The following is a 13533-nucleotide window of genomic DNA, read 5'->3' as shown; positions in this document are numbered from 1 at the left end:
TCGCTTATAAAAGCCGCACACAACCAACCCCCTGGAGAATTTATGAAAAAAGAATTGTTAGCAAGCGTTCTGACCCTTACAGCAGGCATGGCGAGTACTATCACATTTCCACAAACGGCTTTGGCAAGATCCACAACCATCGAAAAGCAATTTGCGAAAAATTTTGTTTTAAAAACTCAAAACCCAGCCCGCATGACTGAAAAAGACGGCACAGTTATCATGGGCTATATCTATTTGAAACTGGAGCAAACTCCTTTTACTCCTGAGTACCAAAACAGACTTCATGGTGAAATGACAGGCCGTCTCTATTTTGAGAGCGACGACTATACTCATGAGTACAACGGTCAAAAATACAAAACAGCTATGGACCTTGCTGGCGACGACGGCGGTGTGCTCTTAGACTTGATGGACGCAAGCGAAGACAACGAAAGCACGTACCAAATCTATGGCTGTAACTCGACTCGCACCCATTGCCTCCATGAAAAATATGAGTTGTTCATCGGTGGAAAACAAAAGATCACCATGAACCTGAATCTTGGATCTCAAAACATCGAAATTCTTGAGACCTATCAACAAAATCAACAATGGTCTTCTGAAGCCTACTCAGTTCCAATGACGGAAGTTGTTTTTCAATAATGAATCCATTTTTGGCTCGTCTTTTAGAAAAACCAACAGCTCTCGAGTCCGAAAAGATTCGAGAGCACGAGGTAATTTTAGAACGCCTCTGCCAGGAGACCTCCGAATTGTCCTCTGAAAAGTGGCTTGCAGGAATGGGGCGCATGGCCCCGTTTCGCCTTAAGGCCTCGGGAAATCTCTCTCGCGGAACTGTCGAGTCATGGCAGAAAGCAAATGCGTACGTTGCGCAAAAAATCCAAGAGGGACACGCTCCTATTTGGGAAGATATCCTTCAAATAAATTCTCTTTTATTAGGCAGCGAAACTCGAGAGTTTAGAAAAGTTCCCATCTACATAGGTCCACACCAAGCTTGTCCTGTCGAATGGTTGGAAGAAAGTGTCCGTCACTTTAATGACGAGATTTTAAAAATAGAAAATCACTCAAGCCCCCTCATCGCAGCGGCTCTCTCTCAGTATAGCCTTGTCAGCATTCATCCCTTCGTCGATGGCAACGGTCGAACCGCGGCACTCCTCGGAGATTGGATCCTGAATCTTCATGGCTACTTACCTATGAGTTTCGAGACCAGATTGGATTCCTTAATGGGCCGATTCTCAGATCAACGAGCCTTAGCAACCCCTGGGAATGCGATTTCAAAACTAATCAAAAATGTGTGTTTCAGCTATGAGCTGGTTTTAGACAAAGCTTAGCGGGACACCCGCCGTGGTAGGAACAAAGCATGCCCAATTTGGTCTCCGTCCCAAGCCATAGACAACTTTCCTGTTCCAGCTGAAATTTAGGGACCACCCAGGCTGGAATGGGTCTCGCAATATGGAGTCTTAGCGGAACTTCAAGCACTTAGGACTGAGAATGGGTCTCAGCTCCCGAGCCCGCTGGAGCCCCCAGGAGAGTCTATGAAAAAGCATATTTTGGGTCTAAATATCGCGATTACGGGTTTAGCATTTTGGATTTCAGCCTGTGATCCTTTGATCTCCCAAAACCCAAAAGACACCTTCTGGGACAAAAAGTTTCCTAAACAACTTGAGTGGATCCGCAGTCAGATGCGCGAAATTCCTCTGAAGAATCAGGAAAAAATCGTCGAGCGCGTGAAAAAAGACCAGCAAAGAAAAGATCTTCTGAAAGTCGCCGTGATCGACAGCGGTGTGGACGTTGCTCATACGGATCTTATTAACCAAATCGACTACCGCATTGAAGACGGCCGCATCGTAGGCGCGGGTTACGACATCATGGGTGAAGGCCGTTTTGGCTCTCACGTTTTGGTGGACCCAACTTTGTTTGCGTTTGGCGCCGAGGCTTTGCGTGACGGCCGCATCGTTACTCCACCAGAGTCCCCGCTGCAAATTTTAGAACAAATGAACAATCGTTTCCGGGATTTGATCATGCAAGGGATTCAAGCGGATCCTCTTTTGAAAGCAAGTCTGTTCGCAAAGCTGAACCGCGATAGTTTTACAGCTCTTGGCTTCGAATATGAAAAACGTAACCCTAAAGAATATTTGGAGTCTTACGCGGAAAATAAAACCAAAGGCGAACTCATTTCAGCTACAACCCCAGCTGAAGGCCGCAAGAAAGAGAGCATTCTGAACATCCAAAATTCTTGGAACTCAATGACCGACGACCATACGCCGGACGCACTCAGAAATATTGGAAACATCGAGCATGGTGACCGCTTCATTGAGCTTCTGACTAAGACTTATGAAACTCTGGATAAAGAGATGGATTTCACTAAGCGCATTGCTCTCTTTGTCGAGTTTAAAAACACTCTTGAAAGAAAAGACGACGTTAAAGAAGACACAGACAGATTTCCAGACGAACTCAAAAAAGCCATGGAATTTGTCGTCCTTGGCGCTGATATGTACGACCCTATTCGTAAATTAGAAAGGCTCTTTAAAAGCAACCGAGAATATCAAGACATGAGCTTTGCGGACGCCTTTAGAAAATACCAAGCGGAGCAAGTGGCTAAGCTTGAGACTCTCTTAAAAAGAACTGACTTGGACAAGAAAGACCGCTTGGTCCTCGAGAAAAACAAGCTTCAAATGGAGATCTTCGCGAATGTCGTTGAGAACTTGATCAGCATTGAAAAAGATCCTGTGGCTTACACGAAAATGCGTTCTGACTTACGTCGTTACGTTTTTAGAACAAAGCATCCCTATATCGCAAAAGAAAGTAACGACAACAGCCACGGAACCCACGTTTCTGGCGTGATCGCAAAACAACATCCAAATATTCGTATCGTCCCTATTCGTGTAACGACTCAAACAATCAATGTTGCAAAAGATCGCCAAAAACAAATCATCGACAAGATGTTAGCAGAGGTGAAGCTCTTTATGGAGTCGCCCTACTATCAGCCATTGAAGGCTGAAATCGCTCGAGAGTACGGCAATCTTAAACTGGCTGATTCTACCATCGTCAGTGAAGTTAAAAAGTATTTAAATAAAAATGCGCTGAATGCCGTTTTCATCCAAGACGTTTTGAACGCCGTGGAAGCCGCAGGAAAAGACCAAGTGAAATTAGCCAATGTTTCTTTGGGCACAACATTCCAAAAGAATCATTCTTTAAGCCAGAAGAAGGCGTCTATGGTTGAGGACATTTTCAGTGAGTTCGCTCGCTTTAAAATTGGTCAGACAATCAAAGAAAAGGCTCCGGGCACTCTCTTTATGATTGCGACGGGAAATGATGGTGGTTGGATTGATGGCGTCTCTAAATCTGCATTCCCTGTGGGAATTACGTCTACGCGTTTGATTAAAATTGCGCAAGAACGTGGCCTAAACCCAAGCCCTAACAACACCGCTAAAAACGTTTTGGCTGTTGCGAGTATCAATCCGAATGGAACATTGACACCATTTACAAATATTTTGTTGGACCCTAATATTCCGCAGATTTTTTCAACAGGCGAAGAAATTCATTCCTCGGTACCAGCAAAGTCTGAGTCCGCAGCTGAGACGATCGTTCGACAAAAACTCCAAAAGCTGAATTTGTTACTAATAACAATGTCACAAATTGAAAGCAAAGATCAGAAAGATCTCCCACTAGAAGAGAGACTTGAAAAAATGGGCAAGGGCATGGTGGACATGAAATTCATGTTGGAGTTACCAGGATCCCTGGCTGTTCTTAACCACATTCAAGACCCTATCAATCGCGCTAATATGTCTGGAACCTCGATGGCGACACCAACAGTGACAGGCGTGATTGCTCGCTATGTTGCTGAAAGAATGGCTAAAGAGAATATTACTAGTGATCAGGTTTACAATCACCCAAGCTTTACACCCGAAAAGATCATTAACGATGTTATGGCCATGAGCCGCTCTAGTGCTCTGACTCCAATGATTACAGTAAAAATGCTTGTCGACGGCATCAAAACTTGGGGCAAGTCTAAAGGTGAAATCACCCAACCGAAAGCCGCTGGGCGATTTGTAAAACCACGTTGCGAAGGCGTATTTGCAATGTAGTTACTGACCTTTGAAGCTTGGAGGTCGCTTGTTTTTAGCGGCTTCCAAAGCCTCGAAGTGATCCTGAGTTCTCTGCGTAATTCCTTGAAAAGCTGCTAACAAATCCAATGACGTCTGCAAATCATGCAAGTAAGAAATCTTCATGGCTTTTTTCGCCATGGATTGTGCGACCGGTGCGTTTGCAGCGATTTTTGCTGCAAGCTTTTCTGTCTCCGCCAGAAGCTGAGTATCGTCCGTCAGAATATTGAGTAAACCGCAGTCTTTGGCTTTTTGGCCCTCGTAAAGATCCCCTGTTAGAGTCATTTCCATCGCTTTTGCATAACCCACAACTCGTTGAAGGAAGAAGGTTCCACCATCTCCGGGAATCAGGCCGATTTTTGTGAAAGTTTCACCGAACTTTGTGGACGTGGTTCCGATGCGCATATCACACATCATTGCTAGATCGCAGCCCGCACCAATCGCTGCGCCATTCACCATGGCGATGATCGGAGTTGAGATGTCTTCGATGGTTTTTGGAATCTGCTGAATCCCCTGCTGGTAACGCATGCGAAGCTCGTTGCCTTCGCCCTGGAACATTCCCGTTTTTTCTGCCATCGCTTTGATATCACCGCCCGAGCAGAAGTTTTTGCCCGCTCCGGTAATCACGATCACACGGATTTCAGGATCAAAATCTGCGTGTTTTAGAACTTTTCCGAGAGAGTCGATGATTTCGTAAGTGATCGCGTTGCTTTGGTCTGGATTGTTCAGGGTCAACCAAAGCTGGTTCGACTTTTTTTGAACTAAAAGCTGGGGAAATTGCTGAGAATAAAAATCCATGTCAGATCCTACCATTTCTCGCTACGCATGCGCTTTTTATTGGAATCCTTTTTCTTGGAATCCAAGCGCTTGCGCTGAGACGATTTTGTCGGTTTGGTTTTGATGCGTTTCTTAGGGACGAAGAGCGCCTTTTCGAGGATCTCTTCGAAGCGGCGGAGGGCTTCTTTGCGGTTGCTGTCTTGGTCGCGGAAGTTTTCAGCGCGAATCAATAACTCGCCCTCTTTATTAAGCTGAGAGCCGAGTTTTAGTAGAAGCCTGTCTTTTTCAGGGCCGAAGAACATCTGGGTTTCGACCAGGTTCCAGCGAAGAATGACCGCAGATTCTGTGCGGTTCACATGCTGACCCCCGGCCCCGCGGCTGCGGGTGAATTCGAATGAAATCTCGGGAATCAGCTTGGAAACTCGCTCATGAATACTCATGAGCTAATCTTAGAGGCCTTGGAACAACTCGTCCAATTCTTTTTGCAACTGAGTTTGGAGGTATTGAGCCTCGTCAGTAAAGTACTGAATCAAACGAGCTTTTTGCTCTGGCGCAAGAACGTAAGCACGTCCTTTAATCACGCCTTTGCCCGTGTTGATCGCAGTCAAAACCTTTTGCAAATCAGCATCCGTCCAACCCGCTGCTGGCGTCAGGTACTGCTTCACGCCGTTCATACCGCCCACTTGTTCTAAATCCGCCTTAAGGTTTAGATCCAAAACTGGGTCACTGTCCGTTTTAAAGCCACGCTGGATGTCGTTACGCCATTTATCAAGGCTGACTACGCCGTCTTTTTTCTTGTAGTAGCCGATTTGAGTTTTCAAACCGTCCAATGAAAGAACACCGTGGTTTTCATTCAATACACGATCCAAAGAGTTGATGAATCCTGGAGTTTCCGCAGGGAAAACCTTCGCCAGAACATCATCCAACTTTCTAGAAAGAATTGTGTTACGCAAACGCAAGTGAGTGTTGAGCAAAGCTGCGAATGGACCACCGGTCGCATCGAATTGTTGGCAATCATAGATCACCACTTTGTCACGGCTACCGCTGATGATTAAGTCTTCGTCAGAGCAGTACTTTGCAGTGCTGGTCTCGAGAATCTTGTCGTCTGTCGAATATGCCCATTGCAAAGCTGTTTGATCGTATGGAAGTGGATTGTTTCTGATGTAGCTTCCAAGCAGAACTTCTTCTTGGCCAGTGATATAATCCATCACGGTTGTTGCCGTCAAAGCACCAGCATGAGCCGCATCCAAGAGATAGTTTTTAACCAAACCAAGAACATCCAAACCAGTTAGGCTTGTGCTTGCAGAACCCGCAAAGTTATGACGAAGCCCCATCACGTGACCAATTTCGTGAGCCACTACCGAGCGAAGCATGTCGTTAGCAATACGCACATCAACCGGGTTGTCAGGACGTAGATCTTCCATAGCAGTGAAGGCTTTAGAGAAATCACAAGCTGCCATTGGGTTCAAAACCGGAGTCATTCTTTTGCCACGACCTTTAGTCATTGCAAACGCTGAAGTCATGAACACCTGGGCACGGATGAATTTACCAGTCAGAGGATCTGCTTGGCCCATGGCATATGCGAAACCAGCATCATCCCATGGAATCCAACGAACCATAATAGAATGAACTGGAGGTACTGTACGATCATCGCCGCCAAGTTCTACTTTCAAACCTTCAAAGCCCAAAACCTTGTTCCAATAAAGGATACCGTCTTTGACTGCATCTAGGTATTCAGCTGGAGTGTTTGCAGAAACAAACACGCGTACAGGCTCTTTTCCTGGAGAGATATCCCACTTCGTGATCAAGAACTTTTTCTCGTCACCAAGGTGCTCTTTAGCAACAGGAGCAATAAAGAAACCGACCGTCTTAGAAGCATCGCTTTCTTTTGCTTGGAATCCTGGGTCCAACTTGTAAGGCAAAAGCTGAACGTTCAAGTTCAGAGTCGACTCTGTCACGTCGAAGTTAGGTTTGCCTTTGTCTTCTTCGTCAAAAGGGTTCTCTTTACGAGTATTGATCGCAGACTGCTGAACTTTAGCGACTTGAACAACTTCAATGTATTCAGAAGTCACGTTCACTTTTTGAACGAATGAACTCAAAATGCTGACAGAAGTACGTTTTGGAGCGGCAGGATCTAGCTCGGCCTCGATCTGCATAGACTCATCGTTACGCAAAGTATTCAGACCTGAACCCCAGTCAAATGTTACTGAAGTTGCGTCCTCATCAAGAACGTCAAAGCTTTGAATGAGTTCTTTTGCATCGTCAGCTCCATAGATTGCATCTACGCTGACAGAGAACAAACCAACTTGGCCGCCACTTTTTTGGAAAACGACAACTGCAGGGTTTGCATCCAACCATTGTGGAGCGCCGCTGTTGCTTTTTCCAGAAACCAACAACATGAAGGTTTTGTTCAAGCTGGCTTTTTCGATCTTAATGCAATTTTTCTTCGTGCAAGTAGCTGCAGAGAAAGATTCCAAAGCGTCTGCTGGTGGGTTTTTGTAAACGATTTCTTTTTCGGATTTTGTACAAGCTGCCAATGACAAGCTAAGTACTAGAAGGCCCAATAGTTTTTTCACATTTCCCCCTCGGAAATTGTTGTTCTGTTTAGGGGGTTTTTAGGAGGGTGTCAATCGACTTTGGCAGGTTTTCGATCCGATTCCTCTGGAACGGCAATAGAAAGATTTTGTGCATTGTAACGCTCTAAAAATGTCCTCCACCGAGGGGACCTCATCAGGGTCTTTAATTCGATATTGAGCCACTTTTGCAGGCCAACTTCACTGTGCGGCGATATCAAAACTCGGCGTTCGAAAACGTCGATAGGCTCTTTGGAGATGCTCAGGCGGATTTGCCAGTTTTCTCTGGCGATCAGGTCTTTTGCAATCATTTCACCGGTAACGACGAAATCCACCCGGCCTTCCACCAACTTTTTGAAGTTTCCGATCATGGAGGGGCTTTCCTCCCTTTTGATCTTTCCTTGATTCACGAGGGGCTCGATCGCGGGCATTTTGTGCCCCAAGACATAACCCATGGTTTTTCCCGTCAGGGAGTCCGGGCCTTTGTATTCAAATTTCTTTTTTGCCAGGGTGACCACAACATTTTGATCCATCAGCAAAATGCCAGTCCACAAATACCGGCTCTGATCGACGTCATCAAACCACTTGGGACTAACGAAAGGAATGACGACTTTTTGCTTTTTTACCAGATAGTTCTGCAGGCGTTCCCGCGGAACAAAGGTGACTTGAAACTCGTAGCGGCCCTTGCTTTGTTTTGAAAGATAGTTGGCCAGATCAAAAACCAAACCCGTTTGGTCTTTGATATCCAGAATAAAAGGCGGATGGTCGTAGTGGGTGGCAAACTCGACTCTTTCTACCGCTACTGCCGCAGAACTGACGCTAATAATGATAAGAAAGCACAAAAGCTTCATAGCTCTCTCATTAAGCCATGAAGCCCTCGGCGGTAGCAAATAACTTCTTGTTGACGCTAGAAAGTTTAGTACGATTTCGCGAAAATCACTCGGCGCTTGGACGGTTTACCAGTGAAAATGCAAGTGCCCGCCTCTTCAGGTCCCTCCAATGGAATACAACGAGGAGTCACCTTTAACTTCGCTAGAATTTCATGGCCCATTGCCGCTTCATTCCAGTGAACCATAGCAAAACCGCCCGCTTGAGACTCGGCATCGCCGCCAAAGAAGGCTTCGAAGTCTTTAAGATTTTCGATTTTCTTAGTATTAGCATCGCGATGTGCTTTGGCTTTGTTAAAGATATTCTGCTGAATCTCTTCAAGGATCTTCGGCAAGGATTCCACAAAGGCTGTACGAGCCATTCCCGACTTTTCTTTAACACCTTTATCGCGACGACCGACGAAAACTTCGCCTTTAGCCATATCACGAGGACCGACTTCTACACGAACTGGTACACCTTGCTTGATGTACTGCCATGCTTTTTCACCACCACGCATATCGCGATCATCGACTTTCACGATGATGGCCTGGCCATCAAAACGTGAAGCGCGAAGTTCTTTTGCCAATGAATTTACGTACTCAAGTACTTGCGCACGCTCTTCATCATTACGGTAGATCGGCAAGATCGCCACGTGAAGTGGTGCTATTTTCGGAGGTAATACCAAGCCATCATCATCACTATGGCTCATGATAAGGCCACCGATCATACGAGTCGACATCCCCCAAGACGTCGTCCATGCGATCTCTTCTTTACCCTCTTTGCTGAGGAACTTAATGCCGGAAGCTTTCGCGAAGTTCTGCCCCAAGAAGTGAGACGTTGCAGACTGCAAAGCCTTATTATCCTGCATCATTGCTTCGATTGTGTATGTATCTACAGCGCCCGGGAATCTTTCATCCGGAGTTTTCATTCCTTTAGTTACAGGAATCGCCATGTAGTTTTCTGCAAAGTCAGCATACACGTCGAGCATTTTCAGAGTTTCTTCTTTGGCTTCTTCCGCAGTCGCGTGAACAGTGTGACCCTCTTGCCACAAGAATTCAGCAGTACGAAGGAACATGCGCGTACGCATTTCCCAGCGCATAACGTTGCACCACTGATTCACCAAAATTGGCAAATCACGATAGGATTTTACCCATTTTGCATATTGATGGCCGATGATCGTTTCGCTTGTTGGGCGAATGATCAATGGCTCTTCAAGTTTTCCGTCAGGAATCAATTTACCATCTGGGCCGGCTTTCAATCTGTGGTGAGTAACCACCGCACATTCTTTAGCGAAGCCTTCTACGTGCTCTGCTTCTTGCTCGAGGAAACTGAGTGGAATCAAGAGTGGGAAGTAAGCATTCACGTGACCAGTTTCTTTGAACTTGCCATCGAGAACCTTCTGCATGTTTTCCCAGATCGCGTAGCCCCACGGTTTAATCACCATACAACCACGAACGGGAGAGTTCTCAGCCATGTCAGCGGCCTTGATGACCTCCTGATACCATTCTGGATAATTTTGCGCACGTGTTGGAGTAATAGCTGTTTGTGACATTATGATACCTCGATGCCGTAGGACTTAATCTTACGATGTAAATAGCTTCTTTCAAGCCCAATTACTTCCGCGGTCTTACTGATGTTGCCGCCGTTTTCAGCAATTTTCTTCAAAAGATATTCTTTTTCAAACTGAGCGCGGGCTTCACGGAAAGTCGACATTACATCCGCATTCGCTTTTTCATCGGCTTTGCCGATAAGACCCGCAAAACGCACGTCATGCAAATCCACGAACTCGCCTGGAGTCAGAATGTAAACACGCTCGATAAAGTTTTTTAGCTCACGCACGTTTCCAGGCCATTCGTACTTCATCATGGCTTCCATCGCCTGAGCAGAGAAAGCCTTTTTCATGTAGCCGCCTTCACGAGCAACATGATCGCTGAAGAACGAAGATAAAACTGGGATGTCTTCCGGACGCTCACGTAGTGTCGGCATACGGAAAGGAATGATGTTTAATTTGTAGTAAAGATCTTCGCTGAAGCGGCCTTCTTTAACCATTTTCTCGAGATCTTTTGTCGTTGTCGCAATGATACGAACATCACTGCGGATCTCTTCAGAACCACCCACACGGTAATAACATTTTGTCTCGTAAAAACGGACCAAACGGTGCTGCACTTCCGGAGTCAGAGAGGAAACTTCATTCAAGAACAAAGTTCCACCTTGTGCTAGATCCAGCTTTCCTTTTTTAACTTTGTCCACGCCAGGCATCGCGCCTTTTTCAATCCCGAAAATTTCGCTTTCGAGAAGATCTTCCGGCACAGTTCCGCAATTGATATCCACAAACGCTTTCCCAGCACGCGTGCTGAGATAGTGAATGTTTTGCGCGGCCAAAGCCTTACCAACGCCAGACTCACCCGTAACTAGAATCCACGAGTGTGTCGGTGCCATCTTTGCGATGATCTGCTTAGTGGCCATGATCGCCGGAGCTTCACCAATCAGGGCAATGCTTCTGCGAAGTTTGTTCAAAAGAAGAACCTTCTCTTCTTTTTCAGCTTGATAGCTAAGAACATTCGAAATGATAATGCTGATCTTGTCCATGGAAAGAGGCTTTTCGATAAAGTCCCAAGCACCAAGCTTCGTTGCTTTCACTGCGGTCTCGATCGTCCCGTGACCAGAGATCATGACAAAATCAACAGTTGGGAATTCTTTGCGCGCTTGGTTTAAAACCTGAATCCCATCCAAATCCCCAGGCATCCAGATATCTAGAAAAACGATGTCAGGGTTGAATTGACGAATGGCCTGTAAACCAGACACGCCGTCGTGAGCAGCGGAGACCGTGTAGCCCTCGTCTTGCAATGAAGCACTTAAGACTTCACGAATAGGAGCTTCGTCGTCGATGATTAAAATTTTGTAGTTTTTGTTCTCGCTCATACTTTGTTCCCTGCTTTCGATGGTTTCCAAGCGTCGACTTCGTTGACCGGAAGTTCCATCAGCATTTTAGTTCCTTTAGGTTCATTGGCAGTCGCGCGAATGAACCCGTTATGGTCTTCAATAATTCTTTTCACAATCGGCAAACCTAATCCGGTTCCGCCCTCTTTCGTGCTGTAATAAGGCTCGAAAATGCGGCCACGATCTGCGGCAGGAATGCCCTCGCCATTATCAGTCACTGTCAGACGTACGATTTTCAAATCGCTGTCGTAACGAGTGGTTACTTCGATCTCGGGGTTTGTCTCTTTATTCAAAGCTGCCACCGAGTTATCAATCAAATTCACAAACACGCGACGAATCTGATCCGGATCGAACTTAAAATCAGGCAAATCTGCATCTGGATGGAAAGTAAAACGAACCTGAGGGTGGGCCTGTCTGAACATCGTCAAAGAGTCGTCGATAACTTTATTCAGCACTCCCGTCACAGGCTTACTCTGTGGCAAACGAGCAAATTGACTGAACTCATTCACCATTTTCTTTAAGTCATCCACTTGGTGAATGATCATATTCGTACACTCACCAAAAGCAGGATCCGTCACCTGCGCTCCGAACTTTCTCTGCAGACGTTCCGCTGAAAGCTTAATCGGAGTTAACGGGTTTTTAATTTCGTGTGCGATACGACGAGCCACTTCGGTCCATGCCGCTGCTCTTTGCGCATTCACGATCGGGCTCATGTCATCAAATACCAGGATCTTACCGATCTCCGAGCCTTTCTCATCTTTCAAGATAGAAAGATTCATTTGCAGAGGAATCGACTGGCCCTGAACGTTCACGTGGAATTCTTTTTGGATATTTTCGATCTTGTGATCTTGCATGGTCTTTAGAAGTTCCGAGAACGTTCGGAAGTATTCCAAAGTCAGAAGTTCACGCACAGGACGACCGATGTATTTGTTTGGATCGATCTTCAGCAAATCGCCTGCGTGGCGATTCAAAGTCGTCACCTGGCCGTCCTTACCAACAGAGATCACGCCAGTGCTCACGTTACCAAGCACAACCTCGATATAACGATTATGCTGATCCAAATCCTGCAAGGTTTTTTGCAAATTCAGATTGGCTTCTTTAACCTCACGCTCGGATTGCTCCAGAGTCTCGGTCATTTTATTAAATGAGGTAATCAGGAGCGAAATCTCTTCACTGCCTGAGCCCGCAGAAATCTTTTGGGTATAATCCCCGCCCGCAACTCGCAAGGTTGCCTTACCCAGTTGCACCAGGGGGACCGCCAATTGTTTTGCCAAGTAGAAACCAAACCAAGTCGCGGCCAAAAGAATCACAAAGGTGATCAAGAACAAGATGATCAGATAAATGGACTTGAGCGGATATTCCAACGGATTGATATCCCGGAACTCCTCATAAGCCGTACCGACGTCGTTCATTCTTGAAATCAACGACAAAGGTACGAAACTTGAGACCACAACCGCCCCGCGATCGCTGCCCTCTTTCACTGGTACGATCACGCGTACGAGATTTCCTTCACCAAATTGGTGGATGGTACTGGCTTCACGATGGCCCTTGACGCCCTTTTGCAAGAACTCAAGGGATACTGGTGGAATCGGTGGAATATTGTCGTCTTCAGCAAATGCATGCAAGCGTCCTTGAAAGAGCGACGGATAGTACTCGACGGAATCCAGAGAATACTCTTTACGAAGCTGCTTGAGGTTTTTCTGGATCGCTTGCTGACTGTTTTGCTTTTGGATATGAGCCGCAATTTGATGGGCAAAGTGATAGTTTTTGTTTTTCGCGTCCGCGTAGTAGGCGTTGGTCACTTCTAGGGAGCTTTTCAAAACCCCCACCATTTTCACGCTAAACCATTTGTCGAAACTCGAGTTGATATAAAACACCGAGATGATGAACATCAACAAAGTTGGAACGGTACTGAATGCTACAAACGCCGCAATCAGCTTGGCCTTCAAACTACTGCCAAAGATCTTTCCCCGTCTTTCCACGAACACCTTTACGATGTTTCGGAAGATCAGGAAGATCAGAAGCAATAACAGGATGATGTTAAAGTTCACAAGGCCGAAGAAGAAAATACTGTGAACGAATGGTAGTTGCTTACTGGTTGTCAGAATGCGGATCTCGAACCAGGTCAAAAAGAAAACAAGAAGAGACAACAACGCGATCGTCAGGATTTCACGACGACGTTTTCTTTGCTCCATCTTTGGAGAAAGATCCACGACTTTTGCTTCACGGATCTCATTTTCGATTTCGACAGATTTCTTATTGTCGGCCATTAGATAAGT

Annotated in this window: 10 protein-coding genes; 3 read left to right on the top strand and 7 right to left on the bottom strand. The window is 45.9% G+C overall.

Annotated elements, in window-relative coordinates:
- Positions 1-42: 42 nt before the first annotated feature.
- The 3 genes from ACLWBB_RS04260 to ACLWBB_RS04250 all read left to right on the top strand — a co-directional run bounded on the left by ACLWBB_RS04260 (position 43) and on the right by ACLWBB_RS04250 (position 4079).
- Positions 43-636, top strand: coding sequence for a hypothetical protein (locus tag ACLWBB_RS04260; protein ID WP_413290334.1), 594 nt, complete (start codon positions 43-45; stop codon positions 634-636).
- Entirely contained in the window at positions 636-1322 is a 687-nt protein-coding gene (locus ACLWBB_RS04255) for a Fic family protein (protein ID WP_413290333.1), read from the top strand. Before ACLWBB_RS04260 ends, ACLWBB_RS04255 begins: the two co-directional genes overlap by 1 nt.
- A gap of 204 nt (positions 1323-1526) precedes the next feature.
- A complete protein-coding gene (locus ACLWBB_RS04250) occupies positions 1527-4079 on the top strand; it encodes a S8 family serine peptidase (RefSeq protein ID WP_413290332.1) in 2553 nt (850 codons plus the stop codon).
- Here ACLWBB_RS04250 and ACLWBB_RS04245 read toward each other — a convergent pair whose 3' ends face one another.
- The 7 genes from ACLWBB_RS04245 to ACLWBB_RS04215 all read right to left on the bottom strand — a co-directional run bounded on the left by ACLWBB_RS04245 (position 4080) and on the right by ACLWBB_RS04215 (position 13524).
- Entirely contained in the window at positions 4080-4895 is an 816-nt protein-coding gene (locus tag ACLWBB_RS04245; protein ID WP_413290331.1) for an enoyl-CoA hydratase-related protein, read from the bottom strand.
- 8 nt (positions 4896-4903) lie between these two features.
- Positions 4904-5314, bottom strand: a complete 411-nt coding sequence (gene arfB / locus ACLWBB_RS04240; RefSeq protein WP_413290330.1) for an alternative ribosome rescue aminoacyl-tRNA hydrolase ArfB — start codon at positions 5312-5314, stop codon at positions 4904-4906.
- Between the two features lie 9 nt (positions 5315-5323).
- Entirely contained in the window at positions 5324-7450 is a 2127-nt protein-coding gene (locus ACLWBB_RS04235; RefSeq protein WP_413290329.1) for a zinc-dependent metalloprotease, read from the bottom strand.
- 50 nt (positions 7451-7500) lie between these two features.
- The gene (locus ACLWBB_RS04230) at positions 7501-8298 is read right to left on the bottom strand and encodes a substrate-binding periplasmic protein (protein WP_413290328.1); all 798 of its coding nucleotides are present in this window, start codon (positions 8296-8298) and stop codon (positions 7501-7503) included.
- Between the two features lie 65 nt (positions 8299-8363).
- The gene (gene proS, locus ACLWBB_RS04225; RefSeq protein WP_413290327.1) at positions 8364-9866 is read right to left on the bottom strand and encodes a proline--tRNA ligase; all 1503 of its coding nucleotides are present in this window, start codon (positions 9864-9866) and stop codon (positions 8364-8366) included.
- Positions 9866-11236, bottom strand: a complete 1371-nt coding sequence (locus ACLWBB_RS04220; RefSeq protein WP_413290326.1) for a sigma-54-dependent transcriptional regulator — start codon at positions 11234-11236, stop codon at positions 9866-9868. Before ACLWBB_RS04220 ends, proS begins: the two co-directional genes overlap by 1 nt.
- On the bottom strand, positions 11233-13524 hold the full coding sequence (locus ACLWBB_RS04215) for a sensor histidine kinase (protein ID WP_413290325.1): 2292 nt from the start codon (positions 13522-13524) through the stop codon (positions 11233-11235). The genes ACLWBB_RS04220 and ACLWBB_RS04215 overlap by 4 nt, the downstream gene beginning before the upstream one ends.
- Between the last annotated feature and the right edge of the window lie 9 nt (positions 13525-13533).

The organism is Bdellovibrio sp. HCB337 (assembly GCF_047302465.1).
GTDB lineage: Bacteria > Bdellovibrionota > Bdellovibrionia > Bdellovibrionales > Bdellovibrionaceae > JACMRP01.
The sequence above is the reverse complement of the archived record's forward strand: the minus strand, read 5'-3'. Positions and strand labels throughout refer to the sequence as shown.